Origin of the sequence: Paraburkholderia flava (assembly GCF_004359985.1) — a bacterium.
In the GTDB taxonomy this organism is placed as follows: Bacteria; Pseudomonadota; Gammaproteobacteria; order Burkholderiales; family Burkholderiaceae; genus Paraburkholderia; species Paraburkholderia flava.
Genome location: NZ_SMRO01000001.1, coordinates 1,534,959 through 1,560,375, shown reverse-complemented (window position 1 = coordinate 1,560,375; position 25,417 = coordinate 1,534,959). Strand labels below are relative to the sequence as shown.

The following is a 25,417-nucleotide window of genomic DNA, read 5'->3' as shown; positions in this document are numbered from 1 at the left end:
AACGGAAGGCGGTATCGCGTCGGTGGTGATCGCTAAATCGGCGTACGTCGCCGTGCGGAACGGCTTACTCCTGTTCCGTGCAGTCCTCCCACACAGCGCACCGTGCCGGTGCTGCATCCTGTAGCAATTGGAGTGCCACACCCTGTCACCGCGCCGGTCGACCCCCATCCTCGTTCAACCGGAACACCGCCACCGCATCGTTCAACTGACGGCTCTGCTCTTCGAGCGATATCGCCGCCGCCGACGCCTCTTCGACCAGCGCCGCATTCTGCTGCGTGGTTTCCTCCATCTGCGTGACCGTGTGGTTGATGAGTTCGATGCCGGTGGTCTGCTCGGCGGACGCGAGGCTGATCTCGCCCATGATCGCCGTCACGCGACGCACCGCCTCGACGATTTCTCCCATCGTCGAACCCGCGCGCGCGACGAGTGCGCTGCCGTCCTGCACCTTGCGCGTCGAATCGCCGATCAGCTCCTTGATTTCCTTCGCCGCCGCGGCCGAGCGCTGCGCGAGATTGCGGACTTCGCTCGCGACCACCGCGAAGCCGCGCCCCTGTTCGCCTGCACGTGCGGCTTCGACGGCCGCGTTCAGCGCGAGGATGTTGGTCTGAAACGCGATGCCCTCGATCGTGCCCACGATCCCGACGATCCGGCTCGAACTGCCCGAGATCGCATCCATCGTCGCGACGACGTCCTTCACGACGTCGCCGCCGCGCGATGCAATGTCCGATGCGCCAGTCGCAAGTTCGCTTGCGCTGCGCGCGTTGTCGGCGTTCTGGCGCACGGTTGCGGTCAACTGCTCCATGCTCGCGGCGGCCTGCTGAAGCGCGGCCGCCTGCTGCTCGGTACGCACCGACAGATCCAGATTGCCGCCCGAAATCGCGCGCGCGTCGTGGACGATCGCCTCGGTGCTCGCGCGGACCTTGCGCACCGTCTCGACGAGACCGTTCTGCATCTCCTTCAACGCATTCAGCAGATAACCCATTTCGTTGTCGCGCTGCGCGGCGACGGCGCCGGTCAGATCGCCGGCCGAGATACGGCCGAAATGATCGACTGCGAGCTGTACCGGCTGCACGATCGCGCGTGCCAGCACGCGCTGCGCGAGCACGCCGATCACGAGCGCGATGGCACCGGCGCCGCCGAGTGCCCACAGCATCGCGTGAAAGCGTGCGGCGGCTTCGTCGAAGCGCGCCTTCTGACGCTTCACCTGGAATTCCTCGAGCGCGGTCAGCGTGTCCTGATAGCCGGAAAACAGTGCGATCGGCGCGTCGCGCATCGTGCCCAGAAAATCGACGAAGTTGTCCTGATCGAGCTGTTGCAGCGCGAGGCGGAATACTTTCGCGAGCAGCTGTTCGCGGGCCGACTGCAACGCGTCGGCGAGCGGTTTTTCGGCGGCATCGGGTACGTGCAGGCCACGGTACGCGTCGAGTTCACGATTGCTCTGCGTGAGCAGATTGTGCATCCGCGCGATCTGCTGCTTCGCGGGTTGCCCGGCGCTGATGATCTGCTCGACTTCGCCGAGACCGCCGCGCAATTGCAGCAGACGTTCGGAACTCGTCTTCAGATGCAGCAGCGACGCGGTGTCGTCGCGATACATCTCGCTCATCGCCGTGTTGCTGCTGTAGAGCCCGGCGCTGCCGGCCACGATGACGAGCATGAGCAGCAGCGTATAGCCGACGATCGTCGCGGCGAGGCCGCCGCGGATGGTGGTGTGTAAGCGCATGGGCATGGGGCGGTACGCCGGCGACAGGCCGGGCGTCCCGTCCGCTTCCTCCGGTGAGAGGTCGGGCCGTGGATGGAAACAGCGTGTGATGCGTGCGGACGACGACGGTCTGGCGCAATCGCGTCAGGCCGACAGACGGTCTAACGGCATCGGCCGTTAGGCGCTGTTTCGGGGAGGCGACGTGGATGTGGTGAATTGCGACATGGGATGCGGCAGGGCTCGTCTGGCGGTCCGGACGTTGTCCGGCGGATCAGCGTGCGGTGTGTGCGTCGAGGGCCGTGACGATCGCCGCGATCGCGGCAGTGGGACTGTCGAGCGCGATGCGACCGTTACGCAGACGTGTCGCGGCGTCTGACATTGAGGCCTGCGCGAACGCGACGACCTGTGTGCCATGGTCGTACGCCTCGTCGGCGGCTTGCGCGATCGACGCGAGATAGCCCGGCAGATCGCCGGCCTTGAAGCGGGCCCACGCACCGTCGACGAGACGCACGTCGACGGTGGTGTCCAGCGAACCGGATGCGGCAACCGCATTGGCGAATGTGCGGGTGGTGGGGGCGAGCGTCGTCTGCACGGTGCACAGCACGACGACCCGACCGCCTTTGCCTTGCATCACTGCGTGCTGGGCCAACGCGGCATCGGCACGCAACACCGGGATGGCAGAGCACGCGGCGAACGCATCGGCGGCGGGGCCGAGCGTCGAGCAGTTGAGAAGTACCGCATCCGCCTCTTCCGCGAGCGCGCGTAGCGCGAGGTCGGTTTCGGCGGCGATGTCGGGCGTCATCGCGCCCACCCGTTCCGAGCGTTCGAGCAGATCGGCGCGCACCTCATGCCGCAACGCGAGCGGACGGCGCGCCGCCGAGGCGGCACGCTCGAACAGCGCGATATTGCTGTGGGCGGTGTGCAGACAGGCGATGCGGATCATCCCCGGGAGTTCTTCAACGCCGTAACTTCGATCTCGATCTTCATGCGCGGATCGGCGAGGCCTGCGGAAATCATCATCGCGGCGGGGCGTACCTCGCCGAAGTACTTTTTCAATGCAGGCCAGCACTGTTCGAACTCGGACCCGTCGGGCAGCACGTACGTGACGCGAACGACGTCGCGCATGTCGGAACCCGCCTGCAGGAGCGCGGCCTCGATATTTTTCAGACACTGTTCGGTTTGTTCGGCGATGTCGTCGGAGATCGTCATCGATGCGTAGTCGAAACCTGTCGTGCCCGAAACGAACACCCAGTCGCCGGAAACCACGGCACGCGAATAGCCGATCTGTTCTTCGAAGGGCGAACCTGAGCTGATGAGTTGTCTCACTGCGGGACTCCGTGGTCTGGAAGTTGATGGATCGTCTATGAGCTTTTAGAACCGACAGGCAACGCTCGCGATGGCGCTTACCGCGCGGATTGCCCGAGCAGAATTATGCAGTGGACCAATGCGGATTGCAGCACGAAGAACGCCGCTTCCCTGTGAAATTCATCTACTGCGCGACCAGCAACTCTCCCAATCGCCCCTCGATCCCCAGCTCCACCTTCAACCCTGCCCACCCCGCAGGCGTCACCTGCACCGCGCGCGACGCCGACACCTTGCGCATCCAGCCGTTCTCGCACAGCGTGCTCATGAACTGCACGCCGAGCGGGCCAGCCAGGTGATGTTCGCGTTCGGTCCAGTCGAGACACTGGCGCGCGAGTCCGCGCCGCCCATCCACGTCGAGCCCCTGATGACGAAACCATGCGGTGCCCGCGGGCGTCACATCGAAACGCTTGTCCGGCGCCGGCACGATGAAGCCGCGCCGTTGCAGCGCCTGCGTGACCGCGACGCCCACCTGTCCGGCGAGATGGTCGTAGCAGCAGCGCGCGAAGCGCAGATGCTGCGCCTCGCGGCCGAGCGGCCTGCTGCGCACGGGCGTGACGGGATCGATTGCGGCGAGGTTTTCGAGCACCAGCGCGACGTGCGGGCCGGACAGCCGGTAGTAGCGATGCCGTCCCTCCCTTTCGACGGTGACGAGGCCGCCGTCGAGCAGCTTCGCGAGATGCGTGCTGGCCGTCTGCGCAGTCACGCCTGCGGCAAAGGCCAGCTCGCCCGCCGGCAGCGCGCGTCCCGCGACGAGCGCCATCAGCATGTTTGCGCGGGCAGGGTCGGCGATCAGGAACGCCGTGGATGCGATATTCGGTTGCGGGCACATGTCCGTCTCCTTCGATATCTGCATCATAGGCGGTGCGGGGTTTTGCACGTTTCGATGCGTATCGAAATGTGGCTGGCAACGTGGGGCCGCTGGCCCGCTAGAATGCGACATCCCCACAGGAGGCCCGGATGACCAAAAGCGAGGCGAGGCCACAAGCCGACCGCCGGCAATTGCAGCAGATCATCGCCGGTCTGACCGAGGGCATCGTGCTCGTTGACCCCGACGGCTCGATCGTCTGGGCCAACGAGACCGCGCTCGCGATCCACGGCGTCGAGAACATCGACGGGCTGGGCGGCACGCCGCGCGGCTTCCGCAAGGCGTTCAAACTGACCTATCGCAATAATCATCCGCTGCAGGCCGATCAATATCCGATCGCGCGCGTGCTGGCCGGCGAACTGTTCAGCGATGTGATCGTCGAAGTAACGAAGCCCGCCGACGAAGATTTCCGCCATGTGCATCAGGTGCGCAGCCTGATCCTCACCGACGCCGCCGGCGGCCCCGAATCGCTCGCGCTCGTGATCCAGGACGTGACCGAACGCTTCAGCGCCGAGGAGCGTTTCGAAAAGACCTTCAACGCGAACCCGGCGCCTGCCGTGATCTGCCGGCTCGCGGATCTGCGCTACGTGAAGGTCAACCAGGGATTTCTGGAGATGACCGGCTACGCGCGCGAGAACGTGATCGGCCGGTCGGCGTACGAAGTGGACGTGCTCGAAGGCGCGGAGCGGCGCGAGCAGGCGATCGAGAACCTGAACGAAGGCCGCACGATCGGTCAGATGGAAGCGATGCTGCACCTGCCGGACGGCTCGACGAAGCTGGTGATCGTCGCGGGCCAGCCGATCGAGATCGGCGAAGAGAACTGCATGCTGTTCACGTTCATGGATATGGAGCCGCGTCGCAAGGCCGAAGATGCATTGCGGCACACGGAAGAGCGCTTTTCGAAGGCGTTCCGGCTCGCGCCGGTGCCGATGACGGTCAGCTCGCTCGACGGCTTCACGCTAATGGACGTCAACGAGGCGTTCGTCGAAGCGACCGGCTACGCGGCCGAGGAAGTCATCGCACGGACGTTCGACGAACTGGGGTTGTGGACGCAGCGCGATGCATCGGCGGATCTGCAGGCAGCGATGGAAACGCACAACAGCGTGCGCAACTACGAGATCCAGCTGCAGACCAAAGCGGGCGCGCCGGTCGACTGCCTGGTGTCGGCGGAGACGGTGACGATCCACGGGCAGCGCTGCGTGCTGAGCGTGATCCAGGACATCACCGAGCGCAAGCGTTCGGAAGTGGAACTGCTCGCGGCGATCGAGGCGGTGATGAAGGACACGTCGTGGTTCAGCCGCACGGTGATCGAAAAGCTCGCGCAGATCCGTCAGCCGAACGGCGCGGCAGCGAGCGGCGGCGAACTGTCGGACCTGACGTCGCGCGAACGCGAAGTGCTCGGACTGATCTGCCAGGGGCACGACAACGAGGAGATCGCGCAGACGCTGAACCTCGCACCGAACACTGTGCGCAATCACGTGTCGACGCTGTACAGCAAGATCGGCGTGCATCGACGAAGCGCGGCGATCGTGTGGGCGCGCGAGCGGGGCATCGTCGGGTATGAGAAGCCGCGGCGCGGCAAGGGATAAGTCAGTACGAAAGTACCGGGTCGACCGGTACTGCATGATCTAGGCCGGCCTGTTTCGCGACGGTACATTGAGCGTCATCCACACGGATCACACGTGGATTTTCATACGCACAATCCAACCGTACGGAGCCATCATGGACAAGGATCGCATCAAGGGTGCAGCAAAGGAAATCAAGGGTTCGGTGAAAGAGGTAGTCGGCAAGGCGACGGGCGACCGCACCACCGAAGCCGAAGGCAAGGTCGAGAAGGCCACCGGTACCGTGCAGCGCAACGTCGGTGAAGCGAAGGACAAGCTTCGCGACGCGATCGACAAGAAGTGATCCGCCGGCGCCGGCGGCTGCGGTTTCCTTAACGGGCCGTTCTCACCGGCGACGTTCTTTTCTGTGCCGCCCCGACGTTCGCGTCGGGGCGGCACGTACGCGTGCAGAGCATGAACCACAACGACGATAGCAACTTCGACAATGGCAACCACGCGCATCCGGACGACCGGAGCCGCCGCAACCAGAAGAGTTTCTATGCGCTGCTGTTCGCGGTTTCGCTGGCGCTCGTGTGGATTCTGCTGCCGTATTTCGGCGCGATCTTCTGGGGCACCATTCTCGCGCTGCTGTTCCAGCCGCTGCAGCGCAATCTCACGGTGCGCTTCGGCAACCGGCCCAATCTCGCCGCGCTGACGACGCTCGCGCTGTGCGTGCTGATCGTGATCCTGCCGGTGATCCTGATGATCGGCACGCTGGTTCAGGAAGCGGCGTTCGCGTATGCGCAGATCCAGCACGGTCAATGGGACTTCGGGCTGTATTTCCAGAAGGCCGTCGAGGCGCTGCCCGGATTCGCACAACGCGCGCTCGACAACGTCGGTCTCGCCGACATGCACGGCGTGCAGGCGAAGCTCGCGGACGGCGCATCGCGGATCAGCCAGTTCGTCGCCGCGCAGGCGGTCGTGATCGGCCAGAACACGCTGCAGTTCGCGGTCGGCTTCGGCATCATGCTGTACCTCGTGTTCTTCCTGCTGCGCGACGGTCGCACGATCTCGCGACGTATCCGCGATGCGCTGCCGCTCGAACGCTCGCACAAGGACCGGCTGCTGGCCCGCTTCGCGACGGTCGTGCGCGCGACGGTCAAGGGCAACATCGCGGTGGCTGCGGTGCAGGGGCTGCTCGGCGGGATTATCTTCGCGGTACTCGGTATCAAGGGCGCGCTGCTGTGGGGCACGCTGATGGCGTTCCTGTCGCTGTTGCCGGCGATCGGTTCGGCGCTCGTCTGGGTGCCTGCGGCCGTGTACTTCCTGCTTGCGGGTCCGCTGTGGAAGGCGGTCGTGCTGATCCTGTTCTGCACGCTCGCGATCGGCACCGTCGATAACGTGCTGCGCCCGATTCTCGTCGGCAAGGATACGAAGCTGCCGGACTGGGTGGTGCTGATCTCGACGGTCGGCGGGATGTCGGTGTTCGGGATCAATGGGTTCGTGATCGGACCGTTGATCGCCGCGCTGTTTATTTCGTGCTGGGATATTGCGACGCCGTCGCCGTCGAGCGGGGTTCCGGTTGCGGAGCCGCTTGGGGAAGTGGAGGGGGTAGTCGATGAGGTCCGCGAGCCGAGTGTGGCTGACGCGTTGAAGAAGCCGGCGGGCAAGTAGAGGCCTGGCTGGCTCGCTGATCGCTGGGGTTACGCGGACGAACGCTGGAACAGGGCGTCCCGATGCGGCTACCCGCCGCTCGCGATGACTTTCTGCGAGCGGCGGTAGCGAGTGCGTTACTCGGTCGTCGTGCCGGCGGGTTTGCGCGGGCGACGTGCGCGTGGTGCCGATTTGCGCGCGGGTTTCTTGACGGCCGCAACAGGTTCCTCGGCGACGGGTGCAGGCGATGCGTCCGCTGCCGGAGCCTTCTTTGCAGCGGTCTTGCCACGACGCGGTGCGGCGCGTTTGCGTGCGGGTGTGCGAGGTTGCGCGGGTTCTACAGCGTGCGCTTCGGGTTGCGAATCGCTCTGCGCATCGGCCCACAAATCCGGCTGCTGATCGGCATCATGCGCTTCGAACGAATCCGCCGGTTCCTCGCGAACGTCGTACGACGCTGCCTCGTCGGCTTCGACGAACGTCGTCTGCTCGACGGCCGGCTGCTGTCTGGAACCCGCGTCGTTACGACGACCCTTGCGCGGCTTGTCCTTCTCGCGATTCTTCTTCGAGCGGTCTTCGTTGCCCGTGTTCATCGGCGCATCGATAGATGCAGGCGTCGATCGATAGACGAACGCCCCCGACTTCTCGTCGCGACCCACTTCGAACAACCCGCGCGCCTGCACTTCGTCGAGCAGATTGCCGAACGCGCGGAAGCCGTAGTACGACTCGTTGAAGTCCGGCTTGCGTCGCTTGATCGCGCTCTTGAGCACCGACGCCCAGATCTTGCCGCTCTCGCCGCGCTCGGCGGCGAGCGCATCGAAGGTCTCGACGGCAAGCGCGATCGCGCGGGACTTGCGTTCCTCGACTTCCTTCTTGCGTTGACGGTCTTCGTCCGGCGAACGCTTCGCGGCCGCGCCGTTGCCCGTGCCCGCATCCTGGTCGCGGCGCGCGGCGGCGCGCTGCTGCTCGCGCACGAGGTCGTCGTAGAAAATGAACTCGTCGCAGTTCGCGACGAGCAGATCGGACGTGGACTGCTTCACGCCGACGCCGATCACTTTCTTCGCGTTCTCGCGCAGCTTCGAGACAAGCGGCGAGAAATCCGAGTCGCCGCTGATGATGACGAACGTGTCGACGTGCGATTTCGTGTAGCAGAGATCGAGCGCATCGACGACGAGCCGGATGTCCGCCGAATTCTTGCCCGACTGGCGCACGTGCGGAATCTCGATCAGCTCGAAACTCGCTTCATGCATCGCGGCCTTGAAGCCCTTGTAGCGATCCCAGTCGCAATACGCTTTCTTCACGACGATGCTGCCTTTCAGCAGCAGCCGCTCGAGAATCGGCTTGATGTCGAACTTCTCGAACTTCGCGTCGCGCACACCGAGCGCGACGTTCTCGAAGTCGCAAAACAGCGCCATGCTGGCGCTTTCCTGTAATGAGGCCATGAATTCTCCAGCTGCGTGCCGCAGATGCGGCAGAGGGTAATGGGTACATCATAGCGGGTTGCGCGTGACAGTCCGTGATTCTGTCTTTTCGTCCGCCAGGCATCCGCTTGAGGTTTAGCGCGTGCCGCGCGTGGCCGAGCGCACGAATGAAACGAAGCGCTTCACCACTGCGTCGTCGCGATGCGTTTGCCATGCGAGGCCGACATGCCAGCGCGTCGACGGATCGCGCAGCGACAGCACGCGTGCATCGCGCAGCAGATAACGCACGCGCGACGGCAATAGCGCCGCGCCGACGCCCGCCGCGACGGCGGCGAGTACCGACTGGATGTCGTCGGCTTGCTGGATCACGCGCGGCACGAAATCGCGCTTGCCGCACCAGCGATCGATCTGCGAAGCGAGCCCCGGCCCGCGTGCACGCGACAGCGCGATAAAGCCGATTTCGTTGAGTTCGTTCAGATCGGCGGGCAGACGCTTCCAGCGTGCATGCTCGGGCACCGCGAGCGCGAGCGCTTCGTCGACGACCGCGAACGCGGACAGCCCCGGTTCGGCCGGCAGACGCAGAAAACCGACATCGAGCGTGCCCGCGAGAATGCGCCGCGTCTGCTCGGCCGACGACAGATCGTTCAACGTCACGCTGATGTCGGGATAGCGCTGGCGGAATTCGGCGATCAGTTTCGGTGTATGCGTGAGCGTCGACAGCCCGAGCCCGATGCGCAAATGCCCGCGCTTGCCGGATGCCGATTCGCGCGCACGGGCGAGGATGTCGTCTGCCTGCCGCACCAGTTGCTCCGCATCGCTGGCGAAGCCCGTACCGAACGCGGTTAGCTCCGCGCCATGCCGGCCGCGTTCAAACAGTCTCGCGCCGAGCGATGTCTCAAGCGCGGCGATCTGCTTGCTGAGCGCGGGCTGGCTGACGTGCAACGTATCGGCGGCACGGCCGAAATGCCCGAGTTCGGTCACCGTCAGAAACGCGCGCAACAGTTTCAGGTCCATGCGGATTCCATTCGATTGTGTTATCGAATCGATCAAAACATTCATTTTACTTATCGAATGCCGGACGGTCCAATGGAGTTCATCGATCGTTTGGGAGTAGATCTTGGCTGCATCGACGTTGCGGGTCGCCTCGATACCGTTCGTTTCGCGCGACGGCGACAACGCGCACAACGCTGCGCGGATCGCCGCGCTGCTCGGCGATGCTGCACGTGAGGGCGTCGCGCTTGCGGTGTTTCCGGAAAAAAGCCTGAGCGGTTATGCGAACACGGCGAAGCTGCCGCGCGCGCAGCTCGATGCGCTTGCTGAACCGCTCGACGGCGCGTCGGTTCGTACGGTTGCCGCTGCGGTCGATCGAACCGGTGTTGCGTGCGGCGTCGGGTTGATCGAACGGGCGCCGGACGGGCGGTTGTTCAACAGCTATGCGGTGTGCTTGCCGGGTGGCGAGCGGCATTGCCATCGACAGTTGCATGCAGCGGGCCATCGACGGATCGGCAATGGCGATGCGTTCACCGTGTTCGATACTGCGTGGGGGATACGCGTCGCGATTCTGATCGGCAGCGACAGCTATCCGGTCGAGAACGTGCGGATGACTGCGTTGATGGATGCGACGTTGCTGGTGGCTGCGCATCGGCGTGAACGCGGTCGCGTGGGTGACGACGGATTGGATGCTGCGGCGTTGTCGGCGCGGGCAGCGGATAACGGAATGTTTGTCGCGTTTGCGGAGGGTGTCGATAGCGATGATCGTAGCGATGCTGCCGCGATGATCGTCGACCCGTCGGGGCATGTGCTGGCCACGTGCGCGTCCCACACCGAAGGCGTCGGTGCGGTCGCCGACGTCGATATGACGCTCGCTGGGGGTAGCCGTGGACGTCGCTGGCTTGCCGCGCGGCGTCCGGATTTGTATGGACCGCTGGCGCAGCAGCAACAGCATCCGTCGAATGGTCGTGCGTTGCTGCCTGAATCGCCGCGTGCGGTTGCGAAGGGGGCCGTGGCGGTTTCGTTTGCGGTGGTGGGGAGGAACCGGTTGCGGCTTTGAAGTTTTTCGCCTTCAGGCTAGACGTTTTTCGAACCAGTGATGTGCATAGGGTTCTGTGTTGAATGCCTCGACTTCGACGTACCCAGATCGCTGATATAGCGAAATCGCCTCGCGTAGCGCGCGGTTTGTTTCAAGGCGAATCACGCGCACCTTGCTTTGTCGAGCATGGTTCTCGGCCTCGACGATCAACCGGCGGCCTACACCCATCCCGCGCGCGGAGGAACTGACCCACATCCGCTTGAGTTCCGCTGGCGACTTCTTGTGGAATTTCAACGCGACGCATCCGATCGGGCTTCCATGAAGTCTCGCGACGATCAACGCACCCTGCGGCGCTCTCAGTTCGTCGGCATCCGCCGACAGACTCGCGGACGGGTCGAATCCTGCTTCAAAGCGCGTATTGAGTTCGCCGAAATACTGTTCGAAGCACCAGCGTGCGTCGTCGCTGTCCGGGTCTTCGAGCGTGAATTGCACGAGAGACGGTTGCAGCAGGCGCTCGACTTCGGCCATGGCGGCGACGAGTTTTTTGCGCTGCTCATCGCCTAGCGGTTCGAGTGCGCGCGAAGCGACTGTATCGGAGAGTCGCTCGAGTTCGGCCCTTTCCTTAAGACCTGCCGACGTCAAGCGAGCCTGGCGTACGCGTCGATCGTCCGGATGCGCGACGATCGCGACGAGTTTTTGCTTTTCAAGCGAAGCCAATGTGCGGCTGACGTAGCCTGAATCGAGATTGAGCCGTGCGCGTAACGTGCGGACGTCCGCACCTTCGACGCCGATTTCCCACAACAAGCGTGACTCGCCCATCGGGCGGCCTCGTCCGAGGAAATGCTCGTCGAGCGCGCCGATGCTTTCGGCAACGATGCGGTTGAAGCTGCGGATCTGGAGGATGTCAGATGGGTTCATATATCTGACTTTAGTCAGAGATATTGGAGATGTCAACTTTAACGGTTGAAGTGCGGCGGTTGCGCAAAGACTGGCCTGGTTCAGATGAAGACCGGCCGCACTCCATTTCAGATTGCAGAACCGCTATGGCCATCTTGCCAACGGATGTAAGCGGGGGTACCCATTGCATGGATGTTCGGCATTTCACCTGCCTGAACGTGCAGAAAAAAGCTCAAGCAATGACCCCAAGGCGATTTTTCGGGATCGGGCTCGATCCAGCATCTATGCCCCAACTGCTTCCAGTTCAACGATATGTCGTCATTGCAGCGCCGCAGAAGCGCTTGTGCGATTGTCTCGCACCAGATCAAAGCTTCTTCCGCTGTCGCTGCGTTGATGAAGACTCCAGTCGTCGATTCGTAGTCTTCGGTCACACCGAGCTCGAATAGCCGTAGCGGTTCAGGCTCGTGGTACTGGAAAATGACAAGGTATTCGTGCGACATGTTGTGGGCCGATATTTGTTTTTTCGCTTGGCGGTTCGTTGCTTCCGAGTGGTGGCAATTCACTAGCGAATAATGCTGCCATTGGCGCCGTACACTTCGCACTCTTCGCCTTGTACCTTTGCGTCAAGCTTCCGTGCCAGATGCCACATCTTGCCGAGAATCGCTCTATCAGGGTTCTTGACTACTACATTGCCTCGCCGGAAACTAAACCACACCATGGTTCCACTTGATGCTGCCTCTGCGTAGGCGGTCCAGACAGCCAGTCCTTCGCTGTCTATGCGCAGAATACTTCCGCCCCCCACGACCACACTCGCGTCATTGTCGAGACGCATATCTGGATCGGACAGAACAAGCGCTTTCCACTCGTCAATACCGATGTTAGCTCCGCTTTTATCGAACCAGTTTTCCTTGCGGGTGATGTGGACGTCGTATCCCATAGTCGTTTCCTCGAAAGCCTGGTCGTCAACGTTGCACGTCAACCGCGGGTTCCATGGAGTGATCGAGATTTGCCATGGTTAGGTAGTGAGCGTTAAGCATGTTTGAAATTACTAAGGAAGAAAATATAGCTCGTTTCGAAGAGCTCCGGCCACGGCTCAAATACCCCCCACCGCCCAAACCGGATGCCTTCCCCACACATCAAACAACTCCAGAATAGTCCCCTTAACCTTCTGCACCGCATTACTCAACAACTGCGTGTCATGCCAGCACAGCGCAAGCTCACGTGAAAACAACCGGTGATCGACCTTGGCGAGTTTGAGCTTGCGTTCATCGAGTTCCACATGCGCGGCCGGCCACGGCAGGATCGTCACCCCCAGCTTAGCCATCACCGCTGCAAACAGAAGCGTAGTGGAGCTCGCCTCGAACAGGATGTCACACGCGAATCCCGCCTCTTTCAGCGCCCAATCCACGCGACTGCGAATTGAATTCGGTGCGCTCGGCAAAACCAGCGGCATGCGAGCCAGATCCGCGAGCGTCACCGTTCCTTTCGACATCCGAAACTTCGGCCACGCGACCAGGTACAACGCCTCAGTCAGCAGTTTCTGCGCTGCGATCCCATGCGTCTCGACGGGGTCGACCACCACGGCCAGTTCTACCCGTCCGCTGTTGATCAGCGCGCCGATATCGGCGCTCGGCGCTTCGATCAGTTCCAGCACGATGCCTGGGTAACGCTCGCGAACCGTGCGGACCAGCGGAATCGCCAGCACCCGAGCCGTGCTCGACGGCATGCCGACCGACACCTTGCCCTGGGGGACTTCGGCATCCTGACGCAGCAGTTCGCGCGTGCCGTCGGCCTGCCGAAGCAGGTCGGTTGCGTGCCGGTAGAGCGTCTGTCCCGCTGCTGTCGGCGCGACGCCATGCACGCTGCGCTCCAGCAACTGCATGCCGAGTTCCTGCTCCAGATTGCGGATCTGCTGGCTGATCGCGGGCTGCGCGATATGCAGCACCTCGCTGGCCCGCGTGACGTTGCCAAGCTCCACCACCTTGACGAAATACCGAAGTTGCCGCAGATCCACGTCTGTCTCCTCGTCGGTCATTCCATAAGAAAATCCGATCGGATTAGATGAATATCATATTTTTATATTATCGGTGCGCTTTTTATACTGGACTCGCAGACACCTAAAAAAGAACTCGGCATTGACGGCATCGCGCAGTTTCGCTGCGGACGCTGCATGCCGGTATGGAGACATCGATGATTACAGCAGAACCCGCAGTTGCGCCTGGCAGCCGGCCTCGTCGCACCCCTCTCACCCGCGAACAGATCGGCGGCTTCTGGGCGGTCTACGCTGGCTGGGTGCTGGACGGCGTGGACTCGGTCATTTACGCGCTCGTGCTGATTCCCGCGTTGACCGAACTGTTGCCCAACTCGGGTATCGCTGCGACGCCAGGCAATCTGGGCATGTACGGCTCGATCCTGTTCGCACTGTTTCTGATCGGCTGGGGACTGTCGTTCATCTGGGGGCCGCTCGCGGACCGCTTCGGCCGGGTCAAGATGCTGGCCGCCAGCATCCTGATCTACTCGGTGTTCACCGGCGCCGCCGCATTCGCGCACAACGTCTGGGAGCTGGCTGCGTTCCGGTTGATCGCCGGCATCGGTGTCGGTGGCGAGTGGGCACTCGCCGGAACCTATGTGGCCGAAAGCTGGCCCGAGGATCGACGCAAGATGGGCGCCGGTTATCTTCAGACGGGCTACTACGTCGGCTTCTTTCTCGCGGCGTGGCTGAACTACACAGTCGGCGCGACTTACGGCTGGCGCGCGATGTTCCTCTGCGGCCTCGCGCCTGCGCTGGTTGCGATCTTCACGGTGTTCAGGGTCAAGGAACCCGGCAGACGACGCGATGCGTCGCACAGCGCACAGAAGCCTGTGATGGCGGCGCGTCCGATGCGGGAGATTTTCTCGTCAGCTTACCTGCGCCGCACGCTGACCAGTTCGGCGCTGGTCGGCGTCGCGATCGTCGGCTTGTGGGCGGGTTCGGTCTACGAGGCCAGCGCGGTCACCACGCTCGCGACGCGGGCAGGCATCGACCATAAAGGCGCGGTACATCTCGCGTCGATCGGCGCAGCGATTCTTGCCTTCGCGACGATCCTCGGCTGTCTCGTTGCACCGTGGCTCGCGGAACGACTCGGGCGGCGCGCCGCGCTCGGCGTCTACTTTGCCGGCATGGCCGCGTCGATCGTGTTCTCGTTCGGTTTCGCGTTCTACATGCCGAACGGGCTCGTGCCGTTCATGGTGTCGCTGGTGTTTTTAGGGTTCTTCGGCGGCAATTTCGCGATCTTCTCGCTGTGGCTGCCCGAGCAATATCCCGGCCGCATCCGCGCGACTGCATTTGCGTTCAACGCATCGGTGGGTCGCTTTCTTGGCGCCGGTGTCAACTTTCTGCTCGGTGCGGCAATTCACTGGCAGGGCTCGCTGGGCATTCCGGTCGCATGGACCGCAGCGGCTTTCGTCGTGGGCATTTTCATCCTGCCGCTCGCTGTCGAAACCCGTCACCAGACACTGCCGGAATAGCGCGCCCGGTTGGGCCGCACCGTTATCGATTCGAGGGAGAAAACAATGCAAGCGTTACCGGGAATCAAGATCGTCGATTTGAGCCGTGCACTGTCCGGGCCATTCTGCTCGATGGTGCTGGCCGATCTCGGCGCGGACGTCATCAAGGTCGAACCCGCGGGCGGCGGCGACATGAGCCGGACCTGGGGGCCGTTCGATCGCGGCGTGAGCACCTACTACCTGTCCTGCAACCGCAACAAGCGCGGCGTGTGCATCGACTTTCGCAATGCTTATGGGCGGACGGCGCTGCATCGCCTGATCGACGGCGCCGACGTCGTGATCGAAAATTTCAAGCCCGGCACCATCGAAAGCATGGGACTCGGATACGACGTGCTGAGCGCACGGAACCCGCGGCTCGTGATGGGCAGCATCAACGCGTTCGGCGCCGATGGTCCGATGAGCGGCTGGCCCGGTTTCGACCAGATCGCGCAGGGCTACTCGGGGTTGATGAGCCTGACCGGTTTTCCCGACGGCGACCCCACGCGGACCGGCACCGCAATCGGCGATCTGAGTTCGGGCATGTGGCTCGCGATGGCGATTCTCGCGGCGTTGTACGAGCGCGAACGCACCGGACGCGGTCAGCATGTCAGCACGTCGTTGCTCGCGAGTCTCGTCAGCTTGCTGAGTGTGCACGGCCAGCGTTATCTGAGTCTCGGCGACATTCCGCGTCGCACCGGCAACGCACACTCGGTCATCGCGCCGTACGGTGTGTTCGAAACAGCGGACGGTCCGCTGAATCTCGCGCCGATCACCACCGATATGTGGCTGCGTCTGTGCAAGCTGCTCGATCTTCCGAGCCTGCAGGACGATCCGCGTTTTGCGACCAACGAAGCGCGCGTCGCCAATCGGGACGAGTTGAAGATGCTGCTCGAAGTGCGTTTGAAGACGCGCAGCAAACGCGAGTGGACCGAACTGTTCGTCGGCGCGGGTTTGCCGGCGGGGCCGATCAACACGCTCGATGAAGTCTTCCGCGATCCCCAGGTGCTGCATTGCCGGCTGGTCGAAACGCTCGATCATCCGACGCTCGGTCCGCTGCGTCAGGTCATGACGCCGATGTCGAGTTCCATCCCGGCACACGAGGATGCAGAGCCTCAAGTGCATCGACGCCCACCGCCCGCACTCGGCGAACACACGCTGGAGGTGCTGCGCGAAGCGGACTTCGATGCCGAAACGATCGATGCGCTGATCGATGCAAAGGCGGTGTTTCAGGCGGAGTATGACGCGACGAAAACATCGGAACAGACGGCGGGGGTCGCGCAATGAACGGCAGACAATCGTCCTGCACCGTGTCCATCAGCATCGCGGAAGAGCGGATCGGTCAACTCGTCTTCAGTAATCCGACGCGTCGAAATGCGCTTAGTGCAGATCTGCTCGACGGGCTCGATGCGGGTCTGGTGGAACTCGCTGCGCAGCGCATCCCGGTCGTCATTCTCACGAGCGGCGTGGGGCAGGAAGTATGGAGCGCCGGTCACGACCTGGGCGAACTCGCCCACGATCGCGATCCGGTCGCCTATGGCAAGCCGCTCGAACGCGTGTTGCGCCGCGTGCGCGCGTATCCCGGCGTCGTGATCGCGATGGTGTCGGGATCGGTGTGGGGCGGCGCCGTCGATCTCGCGATGAGTTGCGACCTGGTCATCGCGGATCGTAGCGCGCGCTTTGCGATGACACCGGCGAACATCGGGTTGCCCTATACGACCAGCGGTCTGCTGCGCTTCGTCAACAACCTGCCGATCCACGTGCTGAAGGAAATGTTCTTCTGCGCGAAGCCGCTCGATGCGGAGCGCGCCGAGCGGTTCGGCGTGGTGAACAGTCTGGTGGACAGCGATCGCCTGGAACGGACGACGCTCGATTTCGCGCGCGGCATCGCAGGCAAGGCACCGCTTGCGATCCAGGCGGTCAAGGAGCAGTTGCGCATCCTCGAGGATTTGCAGCCGGTGCCCGTGCAGGCGATGGAACAGATCGCCGAACTGCGTCGGTTGGCGTGTGGAAGCGAAGATTTCAGCGAAGGGCTCGATGCGTTCGCGCAGCGGCGGCCGCCGGTCTTCAAGGGGAAGTGATGTCGTTCGCGTCGACGCTGAACAGGACAGGGCCGGCGCGAAGTCGCAACCGATGCGCGAGGGACACACGATGAAAACCAGTCGACGGACGCAGTGGGACGCTGACCTCGTGACCTACCGCTACATCTACATGGCGGAACTGGCGCGAGGAAGTTCGCATATCGCGAGTACGTTGAGCGTCGCCAGTCGCGATGCGGCGATTGTCGAGGTGGTCATCGATTTTCAGCGAGCGTACAAGCAGGCAAACGTCGCGGTATTTCTCGAACTGCTGGCGCAAGCGCTGCAGAAGCGACAGCACGACCAGGCTGCGGCGGCTATCCGTCATGTCGATACCCAGGCGGGTCTGGGCGAAGTGGGGCGTGTGGCTGTTGCCGGAGCGGGAGCGGGAGCGGGAGCGATGGGTCGATAGCGGTACCCGCGAAGCGGTCGTGTTCGTGCGCCCCGCAATCTGCGCCCGACACAACTCACCGCTCCAGCAACATCGCACTCAACACCTTGAACGCCGTCCCCGGCAGCTCATGCAACTTCCGCACGACAATACTCCGCGGATAAAACGCATCGACCGCATCGTCGAGAATCCCCACGCCGATCAGTTCGATACCGGTCCTGCCGATCGCATCGATGCGTGCATGCAGATCGGTGCGCAGCACGTCCGGGTTTCCGTCGCCGGTCGCCGGATAGCCATCGGAGAGCACCATCAGGATCTTGCGTTCCGCACGGTGCGCGGCGAGCCGCGTGGCTGCCCACGCGAGCGCTTCGCCATCGGGATTCTCGTGGCCGCATTCGAGCGCGGCGAGACCGCTTGGATCGGCGACACCGAAGCGCTTATAGATTTGCAGATCAAGCCGCTCGACCGTGCGATTGAACGCGCTCATCTCGACACCTGCCGCGCGACGCCGTTCATACAACTGCTTCATTTCCGCCGATTCGACCGAGCTATAGCCGAGCACTTCGGAATCGAAGCCGAGCTGCGTCAGCGCATCGCACAACGCGGCTGCGCATAGCCGCGCAAGTTCGATCTTGCGGCCGGCCATCGAGCCGCTGCGGTCGATGAGCAGTGTCACGGCCGCGTCGCGTCCCTTCGTCACGCGCTTCACGCGAAACGGCGTCCGATATCCCGGCGAGCGCGCGAGTCGTGCGAGGGCTGTGCGATCGATTTCGCCGCGCTCCTGTTCGCGCTTCCAGTGCGTGAGTTCGTCGGCCTTCAGCGCGCGTTCGAGCTTCGCTTTCAGCGGCGCTGTTTCGGCACGTGCGAGCGTGCGCAGTGCGTGCCAGTCGCGCGTGTCGCCTCGGCCCGTTAGATCGGTGACGACGTCGAACTCGGTTGTGAGTGGGATCGATAGCAGCGGTCGGGCGTGTCGTGCGATTGCATCCGGAGCGGGTGGCGCGTTGTCGAGGCCTTCGGAAGCGGTCGGCTCGCCGAGCGGCGCGTGGCCCATGCCTGCTGCGGTGGTGGCATTCGCGTTCGCGTTCGCGTTCGCATCGTTGTCGGCGGAATGGCTCGTCGAGCTATCGGGGGCAGCCGTGCCGTCGCCGCCCGCAGGAAGATCCGGCGCATCGAACGTCGCGATGACCGACTCCGCGTCGTAGCCATCCGCCGCGCCGACGGTGAACATCATGTTGTGCGCACCGCCCGTCGATGCAAGCGCGCGCACCGTCGCGATCACCGCGCGCGCAGATGCGATGCTGTCGGGCGTCGAACGGCTCGTGCGCGCGGTGGCGAGCGCTTCGTCGACGGCATGCAATGCTGCCGATAGCGATGGGCTCAGCTCAATGACGTCGGGTGTCTCGTCCCACAGTCGCCGTTCGACGAGCCAGATCAGCCGGTCGCGCCACGACAGTTTTTCCCAGCGTTGCCGCGCATCGTGCGCGGCGTGCCGGCGCAACTGACCAACGAACCAGCGCGCGCCCGGATAGCGTTCGAGCAGCTGCGCGCAGACGCGCCGGTCTTCGATGACCTGCGCGAGTCTCTGGTGAGTGCCGTTGCCGAGTGAAACGAGCGCATCGTTAGCCGAATACTTCGCGCGCGCGACGAGCAGATCGAGATAGCCGGTGAGCGCATCGCGATCGAGCTCGTCAACTACGTCCCACGATGGAATCACGATCCGGCCGCGTTCGACGCGCGGTCCCTCGGGACTGAACGCGACTTCGATGCCGTACTGACCCGTCAGCACGCGCGCGATCTTGCCGAGTGTCGATTCGAAGCCGAACGTGTCGGCGCCGCGTGCGGGCTGCATGACGTGATCTCGCGTTACGCTGGCGTTACGCGCGCGGCGCGATGTAATGCCGGATGATGCTGCGGATCAACGCGGCATCTTCCGGACTGACCTTCGCGTAGATCGCGGGGCCGGCGGCGCGCTCGGGGTCGCCGGTGCGCAGCATCAGTTGCGCCCAGTCGAGCAGACGCCGTGTCGAGAACGCGCTCGCGAGGTCTTCGCGCGCGAACGCGGCACGGCAGTCGGCGGCAATTGCGGCGAGCGTGCGCGCCATCGCGGGCGTCAGATGCGGCGCGAGCGTGCGCACGAGCACGTCAGCCTCTTCGTCGGGTGCGAGGTAGTCGATCAGGTACACGCGCCAGCGATCGAGGAACGCTTCGTTCATCAGATTCGCGCCTTGATACAGATGGCGAAACTGGCTCATCGCGCCGACCGCGTTCGCGGTGGCGAACAGACGGAACGACGGATGCGGCTCGACGATGTCGTTGCCTTTCTCCTTCAACAACAGACGGCCGCCTGGTTCGAGCACGGCGGTGAGTACCGCGAGAATCGCCGGCTCCGCGAAGTCCACTTCATCGACGATCAGCCAGCGGCCGTCGCGCATCGCCGTCGGCAGCACGCCATCGACCCACACCGTCTCGCCGCCCTTCACGGTCCAGAAGCCGACGAAATCGCCGACCGTCGTCTGGCCGTTCATGTTCGAGCGCAGCACGCCGTACTGTGCACGCGCCGCGACCTGCTCGATCAGGCTCGTCTTGCCGGAGCCGGTATGTCCGATCAGCATCACGCGGCGATTCTCGACGATGTCTTCGACGATATCGTCGAAGCGTTCGGGAAACAGATACGCGGGGTTGATCGCGGGGACGAGCGGATTCGGCTCACCTGTGGGTACGTCGACACGGCCGATGGTTACCGACGGCTGTGCTTCGTTAAGCCTGGGCTGTGCAGCAGACGCTGCGGCATAACCACGCGACGCCTCCTCGAGGTCTGCGATAAAGCTCGCCGAATATACGGACGCATCTTCATCGCGTGCCCGTTCGTCTTCCGACAGATACCCTTCGCGATGCCACTTCTGCAGCTTTGCATCGAGGTTCTCGCGATCGACGACGGTATCGATATCGACCGAACCGTCGTCGTGGCCGTGTTCGATCCGGTACATGAACGGACGCTCGGACAGCGACACACGCCACCATTCGCTGCCGCCGCCGAGCGCGCGTGTGTACACGCCGAGGCCGGCACCGGCAGATGAATCGTCGAAAAGCGGGGATGCGTTCATGATCGGTGAAGGAGTGCGAAAGTATGAAGGAGCGCGAAAGTATGAAGGAGCGCGAAAGTATGAAGGAGCGCGGCCATTGCAATGTATGTGAAAGCCCGTGCCGGACGATGCTATCAGCAACGTCGCGACCGCGCAAAACCGCCGCGCTCGCGGTCATAATCGGGTTTTCTTTTCTAGCAGAGCGACGACGCCATGACGATAGAACTGGACAAGGACGTTCGCAAGGAAGCGATCGCATCGCTGCAACGCTACTTCGACGCGAACCTCGAAGAGCGGATCGGCAATGTGCAGGCCGGCGCGCTGCTGAATTTCTTCGTCGAGGAGGTCGGCCCGGCGATCTACAACATCGCGATTCAGGACGCGCAGCAGCGGATGCAGGCGCGCGTGTCCGAACTCGATCTCGAATGTCATGAAGAGGCGTTCGGGTACTGGAAGCGCTACGACAAGCGACGCTAGTCAGGTTGACGAAGCGGACACGCGATGAAACGCGTAGAACGCGTCGATCGGTGCTTCCGGCGCGAGCGGTTGCAGCGGGAAGCATGCGGCGAGGTCGTCGGGATGCGTCGCGCGCGCAATACGTTCGATGAATTGCGCGGCGACGTGCGGCCTGACGTTGCCGTGCCGGTCGAGAAACTGCCCCCACAGCGGCATGTTGCGAAAGCGCGCCGGAGCGAGCGTCGCACTTGCGAGATAGGTATCTGGAAAAAGGCACCGGTAGCCGTCGAGATGATAGAGCCACGACGTGCCGGCGACGCGCTGCGTCTGCGGTCGATGGTGCGCGACGTGCGTGAACAGCGCATGCAGTTCGGCGAGCCGTGCGGGCATCCGCGCGACACCGAGCGCGGATGCGCCTGTCGGGTCCGTGTACTGGAAGTGAAGGCGGATCAGATCGTCCGATGCTTCCGCGTACGTGAAGCAGCCGAAGCTCGCGACCGTGTGCGGCGGCGGCACTTCATGCGCGTGGGTTCGATAGAAATGCCAGGTCCACGCGGACGCATCGTCCGCGTCGCACAGACCGTCTGCATAAGCACGCCACACCGGATGCATCCGGTCAAACGCTCGGCCGAGACCGAAACGCACATACAGGTTCGTGTAATCGAGCAGCGAGTCTTCGAACGACAGACCCGCGAGTATCGCGACGCGCTCCGCGAAACGAAGCTGCAGATCGAAGAAAGCGCGGCCAGGCTGCATGCGATTTACGTCCGGTTCGATCGTTTGATTAAAGAGAGCGGCACGTTCGGGCGATAGAACATTCGCTGTCGAAAGGCGGGAGACGCGAACGCATCGAAATACATTCTGGCATGTTCGCGCACGGCGATGACCACTGAGCGTAGACGAATCGCGCACGCATAACATTGAGCTTGAACGGTTCGCGATCCCCGCTTTACCATTCATCCCGATGCGAACGGACGCCGTTCGCGCTGACGACGATATCGTCATACCGAATCGCACGGTCGGAGCGGGCCACCGCGCAACAGACCGACGCCACCCTTTCACAGCAGGAGAATATAGATGCGGGCTTCGACACCAGCCGATCCGGTGCGACGCAGTGCGCCGGGCGACGACGCGCCGGGTATCGACGTTCACGACACAGCGGCTTCGCGTGACGCGCACGAAACGCACGACACCAGTTCGCTCGTCGCGCTGTGTGCGCTGTGCGGGATCGGACTGCTGGTCGGCAGCGTCGCGGTGATCGGACCGACGCACGTCGCGATTGCCGTGGCGGAAACGGTGGCGGTGGTCGGCATCGTGCTGGTCGCGGCGCTCGTCGGTATTGCGCTTGGCGATCGGCACCGGCGCGATTGACCGCCGCGCGAAACACGCGGCGCCGGAACCGCTACATCGTCACTTTCGGCAACTGCCAGCCGTGCGTGACGGCAAGCATCCGCAGCACGAAGCACACTCCACCGCCCAGCAACGCAGCCGCGACCGGCGGCACACCGAAGCGTCGCGCAGCGACGAGCGCTACGCCGCCGACGAACGCCGCGCTCGCATAGATATCGGCGACCAGCACGAGCGGCACGCGCGCGAGTAGCAGATCGCGGATCACCCCGCCGCCTACGCCGGTCACCGTGCCCATCAACGTCGCGATGAACGGCCCGATTCCATAGTTGAGCGCCTTCTGCGCACCTGCGACCGCGAACAGCGCAAGCCCGGCCGCATCGAGCGTCGTGACGAGCAGCGCGGGCAATTCGCGCGCGGAGCCGTGAAAGACGAAGGTCAGCAGACCCGTCGCGAATGCGAGCGCGGGATAGCGCCAGTCGCGCACGGCATTCGGTGGCGTTGCGCCGATCAGCAGATCGCGAATCACGCCGCCGCCGAGCGCGACGACGAACGACAGCACCATCACGCCGAGCAGATCGAGTCCGCCGTGCATCGCGGCGAGCGCGCCTTCGAGCGCGAACACCGCGGTGCCTGCCAGGTCGGCTGCGAGCACGACCGTTTCGATTCTTTTCATGGACGTCGGGAGCGGAACGAAGAGGGAGCCGGCGACATGCCGTCCGGCGACTGATCGCGATGATAACCGCGGACACACCAGCGTGTGCATCGACGGATTGATGTCTAGAATGCTCACCTGTATAGCGATGACATCACCACGACGATTGCGCGCCACGCCGCGCGAGGACGATACATGAACGCCACGAGAGAGAACGTAGAGCTGCCGCGCGCGACGCGCCTGCTCAATCACGGCCCCGTCACGATCATCACGAGCGCGCACGGCGACCGGTCGAACGTGATGGCCGCGTCGTGGGCAATGCCGCTCGACTTCGATCCGCCGAAGATCGTTGTCGTGATCGACAGTCATACGTTGACGCGTCAGCTGATCGAAGCGAGCGGCGTGTTCGGGTTGCAGTTGCCGTCGGTGAGCTTCGCGCGGCAGACGCTCGCGGTCGGCTCGAATGCGGGCGAGGACTTCGACAAGTTCGCCGCGTTCCAGCTCGAGACGTTCAAGGGCCGCGAGATCGACGTACCGATGCTTGCCGGCTGCGTCACGTGGATGGAGTGCAAGGTGATTCCCGATGCGAGCCAGCGGCACGATCTGTTCATCGGCGAAGTGGTTGCCGCGTATGCGGACAGCCGCGTTTATTCGGATCATCGCTGGCACTTCGACGATCCCGATCTGCGCACCTGCCACTACGTCGCGGGCGGCACGTTCTTCGCAACCGGCGAGGCGTTCGAAGTCGAACCGGCCGGCCGTGCGCCGCGCGCTTGACGTGCTGGCTACATTCCACTCAGGAGCTTACCTACGATGATCCGGTTCTCACGCCATGCAGCGGCAACGCTCGTTCTGTGTGCCGGCGGCAGTGCCTTCGCCGCTACGAGCGCGCAACCGCCGCGCGCGGACTGCGCAAACGCGTCCGATCAACTGACGATGAACCGCTGCGCCGATCTCGACTTCCGTGCCGCCGATCACAAGCTGAACGACACGTACGAGCAATTGACGCGACGCGTGAGTCCGCAGGGCAAGGCGGAGCTGCTGAAGGCGGAGCGCGCGTGGCTCACGTATCGCAACGCGCAGTGCGATTTCCTGACCGCCGCGCAGACGCCGTACAGCGCGCAGCCGATGGTGTATTCGATGTGTCTCGCGCGGCTCACGCGTGCGCAGACCACGTTGCTCGACGAACAGCTGCATTGCGCGGAAGGCGATATCGGCTGCGGGCAGCAGTAGCACGACGCGCGCATTCAGATATAAAAATCGCACGACCGCTTGTCGTCGACGCGCTACGCGTTTAAATTTCCGCTGACGGCACAAGCGGTCGAATCGCAAGCAATATCGCACCAGAGTAGTAATACGCTGCAAGGCAAAAAGCCTGTCGAAAAGCAAACGGAAATCGAAAAGGAAAAGCGTGCGTTCATTCCATTTCATATCGGGTCTGCCGAGAGCCGGCTCCACGCTTCTGGCCGCATTGCTCCGACAAAACCCGCGCTTTCACGCGAACATGAGCGGGCCCGTCGCCGGCATGGTGCTCGCGATGCTCGGGGAGATGAGCGACCGCAACGAGTTCTCGCTGTTCATCGACAACGCGCAGCGCACCCGTCTGCTGCGCGGCGTATTCGACAATTACTACGGCGATGAGGTTGCCGCCGACGTCGTCTTCGATACCAGCCGGATGTGGTGTGCGAAGCAGCCGCTCGTGCAGCAGCTGTTTCCTGGCGCGAAGACGATCGCGTGCGTGCGTCACGTATCGTGGATCATCGACAGTATCGAGCGCGTGATTCGCGACAATGCGCTGCAGCCTTCGTCGATCTTCAATTTCCAGACCGGCGGCACTGTCTATAGCCGTGCCGAAGGCGTCGGCAACGCCGACGGCATGGTGGGTCACGCGTACAACGCGCTGAAGGAAGCGTTCTACGGCGAGCACACGCCGCACCTGATGCTCGTGCAATACGAGACGCTGGTGCGCGATCCCGCTGCTGCGATGGCGGCGATCTATGACTTCATCGGCGAGCCGCTGTTCCAGCACGACTTCGACAACGTGATCTTCGACGCCGACGCGTTCGATGCGCGAGCCGGCACGCCTGGCTTACATAAAGTCCACAGGAAAGTTGCCGCGTCCGAACGCGCAACGATATTGCCGCCCGATGTTTTCCGGCGTTTCGAGAACGACGCGTTCTGGGTGAATCCGCAAGCAAACAAATTCGGCGTAAGGGTCGTGTAAAGCGCGGCGCGTTGCAATAAAACGGGTCTATTCATTTTGATTAAAAACTGTTGATTCGACTGTCTACATGCGTCACGATACGACGCCAACTCGTTGTCTTATAAATCAAAGAATACGAGCAGACGGTCCCGAGACACATGCATGAGTTTCCGGTGCGACGGAACTGATTTGCCGTAAATATCAGTCACCGT

27 protein-coding genes are annotated in these 25,417 nt (G+C 63.2%); 13 read left to right on the top strand and 14 right to left on the bottom strand.

Going from position 1 to position 25,417, the window contains the following annotated elements:
- Window positions 1-145: 145 nt before the first annotated feature.
- From E1748_RS06870 to E1748_RS06855, 4 genes are all read right to left on the bottom strand, one after another.
- Entirely contained in the window at window positions 146-1,720 is a 1,575-nt protein-coding gene (locus tag E1748_RS06870) for a methyl-accepting chemotaxis protein (RefSeq protein ID WP_133647276.1), read from the bottom strand.
- 250 nt (window positions 1,721-1,970) lie between these two features.
- Entirely contained in the window at window positions 1,971-2,642 is a 672-nt protein-coding gene (locus E1748_RS06865) for an aspartate/glutamate racemase family protein (RefSeq protein ID WP_240766377.1), read from the bottom strand.
- Window positions 2,639-3,025 (bottom strand): RidA family protein, encoded by a 387-nt coding sequence (locus E1748_RS06860; RefSeq protein WP_133646356.1) that lies wholly within the window; start codon window positions 3,023-3,025, stop codon window positions 2,639-2,641. The genes E1748_RS06865 and E1748_RS06860 overlap by 4 nt, the downstream gene beginning before the upstream one ends.
- Window positions 3,026-3,188: 163 nt before the next feature.
- Window positions 3,189-3,893, bottom strand: coding sequence for an ArsR/SmtB family transcription factor (locus E1748_RS06855; protein WP_133646355.1), 705 nt, complete (start codon window positions 3,891-3,893; stop codon window positions 3,189-3,191).
- A 128-nt stretch (window positions 3,894-4,021) separates the two neighbouring features.
- Between E1748_RS06855 and E1748_RS06850 the strand changes: the two genes are divergently transcribed.
- From E1748_RS06850 to E1748_RS06840, 3 genes are all read left to right on the top strand, one after another.
- A complete protein-coding gene (locus E1748_RS06850) occupies window positions 4,022-5,518 on the top strand; it encodes a PAS domain S-box protein (RefSeq protein ID WP_133646354.1) in 1,497 nt (498 codons plus the stop codon).
- Between the two features lie 133 nt (window positions 5,519-5,651).
- Window positions 5,652-5,837, top strand: a complete 186-nt coding sequence (locus E1748_RS06845; RefSeq protein ID WP_133646353.1) for a CsbD family protein — start codon at window positions 5,652-5,654, stop codon at window positions 5,835-5,837.
- A gap of 110 nt (window positions 5,838-5,947) precedes the next feature.
- Window positions 5,948-7,147: an AI-2E family transporter gene (locus tag E1748_RS06840; RefSeq protein ID WP_133646352.1), complete on the top strand. Its 1,200-nt coding sequence runs from the start codon at window positions 5,948-5,950 to the stop codon at window positions 7,145-7,147.
- Between the two features lie 116 nt (window positions 7,148-7,263).
- Here E1748_RS06840 and E1748_RS06835 read toward each other — a convergent pair whose 3' ends face one another.
- Both E1748_RS06835 and E1748_RS06830 read right to left on the bottom strand, forming a co-directional pair.
- Window positions 7,264-8,565, bottom strand: coding sequence for an NYN domain-containing protein (locus E1748_RS06835; RefSeq protein WP_133646351.1), 1,302 nt, complete (start codon window positions 8,563-8,565; stop codon window positions 7,264-7,266).
- A 114-nt stretch (window positions 8,566-8,679) separates the two neighbouring features.
- A complete protein-coding gene (locus tag E1748_RS06830; RefSeq protein WP_133646350.1) occupies window positions 8,680-9,558 on the bottom strand; it encodes a LysR family transcriptional regulator in 879 nt (292 codons plus the stop codon).
- 103 nt (window positions 9,559-9,661) lie between these two features.
- Between E1748_RS06830 and E1748_RS06825 the strand changes: the two genes are divergently transcribed.
- Window positions 9,662-10,594 carry a nitrilase-related carbon-nitrogen hydrolase gene (locus E1748_RS06825; RefSeq protein WP_240766375.1) on the top strand — a complete coding sequence of 311 codons (933 nt, stop codon included), beginning with the start codon at window positions 9,662-9,664 and terminating at the stop codon, window positions 10,592-10,594.
- Between the two features lie 12 nt (window positions 10,595-10,606).
- On the opposite strand, the gene E1748_RS06820 is transcribed toward E1748_RS06825, so the two are convergent.
- The 4 genes from E1748_RS06820 to E1748_RS06805 form a co-directional block, all read right to left on the bottom strand.
- A complete protein-coding gene (locus E1748_RS06820) occupies window positions 10,607-11,491 on the bottom strand; it encodes a bifunctional helix-turn-helix transcriptional regulator/GNAT family N-acetyltransferase (protein ID WP_133646349.1) in 885 nt (294 codons plus the stop codon).
- A gap of 107 nt (window positions 11,492-11,598) precedes the next feature.
- Window positions 11,599-11,901, bottom strand: a complete 303-nt coding sequence (locus E1748_RS06815; protein ID WP_240766374.1) for a hypothetical protein — start codon at window positions 11,899-11,901, stop codon at window positions 11,599-11,601.
- A 131-nt stretch (window positions 11,902-12,032) separates the two neighbouring features.
- Window positions 12,033-12,407 (bottom strand): hypothetical protein, encoded by a 375-nt coding sequence (locus E1748_RS06810; RefSeq protein ID WP_133646347.1) that lies wholly within the window; start codon window positions 12,405-12,407, stop codon window positions 12,033-12,035.
- 156 nt (window positions 12,408-12,563) lie between these two features.
- Window positions 12,564-13,484, bottom strand: a complete 921-nt coding sequence (locus E1748_RS06805; RefSeq protein WP_133647273.1) for a LysR substrate-binding domain-containing protein — start codon at window positions 13,482-13,484, stop codon at window positions 12,564-12,566.
- Window positions 13,485-13,660: 176 nt separating this feature from the next.
- On the opposite strand from E1748_RS06805, the gene E1748_RS06800 reads away from it, so the two are divergent.
- From E1748_RS06800 to E1748_RS06785, 4 genes are all read left to right on the top strand, one after another.
- The gene (locus E1748_RS06800) at window positions 13,661-14,977 is read left to right on the top strand and encodes an MFS transporter (protein WP_133646346.1); all 1,317 of its coding nucleotides are present in this window, start codon (window positions 13,661-13,663) and stop codon (window positions 14,975-14,977) included.
- A gap of 45 nt (window positions 14,978-15,022) precedes the next feature.
- Window positions 15,023-16,279, top strand: a complete 1,257-nt coding sequence (locus E1748_RS06795) for a CaiB/BaiF CoA transferase family protein (protein WP_133646345.1) — start codon at window positions 15,023-15,025, stop codon at window positions 16,277-16,279.
- Window positions 16,276-17,073, top strand: coding sequence for a methylmalonyl-CoA decarboxylase (gene scpB, locus E1748_RS06790; RefSeq protein WP_133646344.1), 798 nt, complete (start codon window positions 16,276-16,278; stop codon window positions 17,071-17,073). Before E1748_RS06795 ends, scpB begins: the two co-directional genes overlap by 4 nt.
- Before the next feature lie 70 nt (window positions 17,074-17,143).
- Window positions 17,144-17,482 (top strand): hypothetical protein, encoded by a 339-nt coding sequence (locus E1748_RS06785; protein WP_205965202.1) that lies wholly within the window; start codon window positions 17,144-17,146, stop codon window positions 17,480-17,482.
- A 55-nt stretch (window positions 17,483-17,537) separates the two neighbouring features.
- Here E1748_RS06785 and E1748_RS06780 read toward each other — a convergent pair whose 3' ends face one another.
- Both E1748_RS06780 and E1748_RS06775 read right to left on the bottom strand, forming a co-directional pair.
- On the bottom strand, window positions 17,538-19,310 hold the full coding sequence (locus E1748_RS06780; RefSeq protein WP_133646343.1) for a cobaltochelatase CobT-related protein: 1,773 nt from the start codon (window positions 19,308-19,310) through the stop codon (window positions 17,538-17,540).
- 25 nt (window positions 19,311-19,335) lie between these two features.
- Window positions 19,336-20,565: an AAA family ATPase gene (locus E1748_RS06775; protein ID WP_133646342.1), complete on the bottom strand. Its 1,230-nt coding sequence runs from the start codon at window positions 20,563-20,565 to the stop codon at window positions 19,336-19,338.
- A gap of 192 nt (window positions 20,566-20,757) precedes the next feature.
- Between E1748_RS06775 and E1748_RS06770 the strand changes: the two genes are divergently transcribed.
- On the top strand, window positions 20,758-21,021 hold the full coding sequence (locus E1748_RS06770; protein WP_133646341.1) for a DUF2164 domain-containing protein: 264 nt from the start codon (window positions 20,758-20,760) through the stop codon (window positions 21,019-21,021).
- Here the strand turns inward: E1748_RS06770 and E1748_RS06765 are convergent, their stop codons facing one another.
- Complete coding sequence (locus tag E1748_RS06765) at window positions 21,022-21,756, bottom strand: hypothetical protein (protein WP_133646340.1); 735 nt, start codon at window positions 21,754-21,756, stop codon at window positions 21,022-21,024.
- Between the two features lie 321 nt (window positions 21,757-22,077).
- On the opposite strand from E1748_RS06765, the gene E1748_RS06760 reads away from it, so the two are divergent.
- Window positions 22,078-22,371 (top strand): hypothetical protein, encoded by a 294-nt coding sequence (locus E1748_RS06760; RefSeq protein ID WP_133646339.1) that lies wholly within the window; start codon window positions 22,078-22,080, stop codon window positions 22,369-22,371.
- A 31-nt stretch (window positions 22,372-22,402) separates the two neighbouring features.
- Here E1748_RS06760 and E1748_RS06755 read toward each other — a convergent pair whose 3' ends face one another.
- Window positions 22,403-23,023, bottom strand: coding sequence for a trimeric intracellular cation channel family protein (locus E1748_RS06755; protein ID WP_133646338.1), 621 nt, complete (start codon window positions 23,021-23,023; stop codon window positions 22,403-22,405).
- A gap of 174 nt (window positions 23,024-23,197) precedes the next feature.
- Between E1748_RS06755 and E1748_RS06750 the strand changes: the two genes are divergently transcribed.
- The 3 genes from E1748_RS06750 to E1748_RS06740 all read left to right on the top strand — a co-directional run bounded on the left by E1748_RS06750 (window position 23,198) and on the right by E1748_RS06740 (window position 25,226).
- Window positions 23,198-23,779: a flavin reductase family protein gene (locus tag E1748_RS06750; RefSeq protein ID WP_133646337.1), complete on the top strand. Its 582-nt coding sequence runs from the start codon at window positions 23,198-23,200 to the stop codon at window positions 23,777-23,779.
- 36 nt (window positions 23,780-23,815) lie between these two features.
- The gene (locus tag E1748_RS06745) at window positions 23,816-24,235 is read left to right on the top strand and encodes a lysozyme inhibitor LprI family protein (protein WP_133646336.1); all 420 of its coding nucleotides are present in this window, start codon (window positions 23,816-23,818) and stop codon (window positions 24,233-24,235) included.
- A 178-nt stretch (window positions 24,236-24,413) separates the two neighbouring features.
- Window positions 24,414-25,226 carry a sulfotransferase family protein gene (locus E1748_RS06740; RefSeq protein WP_133646335.1) on the top strand — a complete coding sequence of 271 codons (813 nt, stop codon included), beginning with the start codon at window positions 24,414-24,416 and terminating at the stop codon, window positions 25,224-25,226.
- Window positions 25,227-25,417: the final 191 nt, after the last annotated feature.

What these genes read in the sequence shown, in the direction of transcription:
- E1748_RS06870 (WP_133647276.1), bottom strand. Translation starts at nt 1,720, where the DNA reads ATGCGCTTACACACCACCATCCGCGGCGGCCTCGCCGCGACGATCGTC.
- E1748_RS06865 (WP_240766377.1), bottom strand. Translation starts at nt 2,642, where the DNA reads ATGATCCGCATCGCCTGTCTGCACACCGCCCACAGCAATATCGCGCTG.
- E1748_RS06855 (WP_133646355.1), bottom strand. Translation starts at nt 3,893, where the DNA reads ATGTGCCCGCAACCGAATATCGCATCCACGGCGTTCCTGATCGCCGAC.
- E1748_RS06850 (WP_133646354.1), top strand. Translation starts at nt 4,022, where the DNA reads ATGACCAAAAGCGAGGCGAGGCCACAAGCCGACCGCCGGCAATTGCAG.
- E1748_RS06845 (WP_133646353.1), top strand. Translation starts at nt 5,652, where the DNA reads ATGGACAAGGATCGCATCAAGGGTGCAGCAAAGGAAATCAAGGGTTCG.
- E1748_RS06840 (WP_133646352.1), top strand. Translation starts at nt 5,948, where the DNA reads ATGAACCACAACGACGATAGCAACTTCGACAATGGCAACCACGCGCAT.
- E1748_RS06835 (WP_133646351.1), bottom strand. Translation starts at nt 8,565, where the DNA reads ATGGCCTCATTACAGGAAAGCGCCAGCATGGCGCTGTTTTGCGACTTC.
- E1748_RS06830 (WP_133646350.1), bottom strand. Translation starts at nt 9,558, where the DNA reads ATGGACCTGAAACTGTTGCGCGCGTTTCTGACGGTGACCGAACTCGGG.
- E1748_RS06820 (WP_133646349.1), bottom strand. Translation starts at nt 11,491, where the DNA reads ATGAACCCATCTGACATCCTCCAGATCCGCAGCTTCAACCGCATCGTT.
- E1748_RS06810 (WP_133646347.1), bottom strand. Translation starts at nt 12,407, where the DNA reads ATGGGATACGACGTCCACATCACCCGCAAGGAAAACTGGTTCGATAAA.
- E1748_RS06800 (WP_133646346.1), top strand. Translation starts at nt 13,661, where the DNA reads ATGATTACAGCAGAACCCGCAGTTGCGCCTGGCAGCCGGCCTCGTCGC.
- E1748_RS06795 (WP_133646345.1), top strand. Translation starts at nt 15,023, where the DNA reads ATGCAAGCGTTACCGGGAATCAAGATCGTCGATTTGAGCCGTGCACTG.
- scpB (WP_133646344.1), top strand. Translation starts at nt 16,276, where the DNA reads ATGAACGGCAGACAATCGTCCTGCACCGTGTCCATCAGCATCGCGGAA.
- E1748_RS06785 (WP_205965202.1), top strand. Translation starts at nt 17,144, where the DNA reads ATGAAAACCAGTCGACGGACGCAGTGGGACGCTGACCTCGTGACCTAC.
- E1748_RS06780 (WP_133646343.1), bottom strand. Translation starts at nt 19,310, where the DNA reads ATGCAGCCCGCACGCGGCGCCGACACGTTCGGCTTCGAATCGACACTC.
- E1748_RS06775 (WP_133646342.1), bottom strand. Translation starts at nt 20,565, where the DNA reads ATGAACGCATCCCCGCTTTTCGACGATTCATCTGCCGGTGCCGGCCTC.
- E1748_RS06770 (WP_133646341.1), top strand. Translation starts at nt 20,758, where the DNA reads ATGACGATAGAACTGGACAAGGACGTTCGCAAGGAAGCGATCGCATCG.
- E1748_RS06765 (WP_133646340.1), bottom strand. Translation starts at nt 21,756, where the DNA reads ATGCAGCCTGGCCGCGCTTTCTTCGATCTGCAGCTTCGTTTCGCGGAG.
- E1748_RS06760 (WP_133646339.1), top strand. Translation starts at nt 22,078, where the DNA reads ATGCGGGCTTCGACACCAGCCGATCCGGTGCGACGCAGTGCGCCGGGC.
- E1748_RS06755 (WP_133646338.1), bottom strand. Translation starts at nt 23,023, where the DNA reads ATGAAAAGAATCGAAACGGTCGTGCTCGCAGCCGACCTGGCAGGCACC.
- E1748_RS06750 (WP_133646337.1), top strand. Translation starts at nt 23,198, where the DNA reads ATGAACGCCACGAGAGAGAACGTAGAGCTGCCGCGCGCGACGCGCCTG.
- E1748_RS06745 (WP_133646336.1), top strand. Translation starts at nt 23,816, where the DNA reads ATGATCCGGTTCTCACGCCATGCAGCGGCAACGCTCGTTCTGTGTGCC.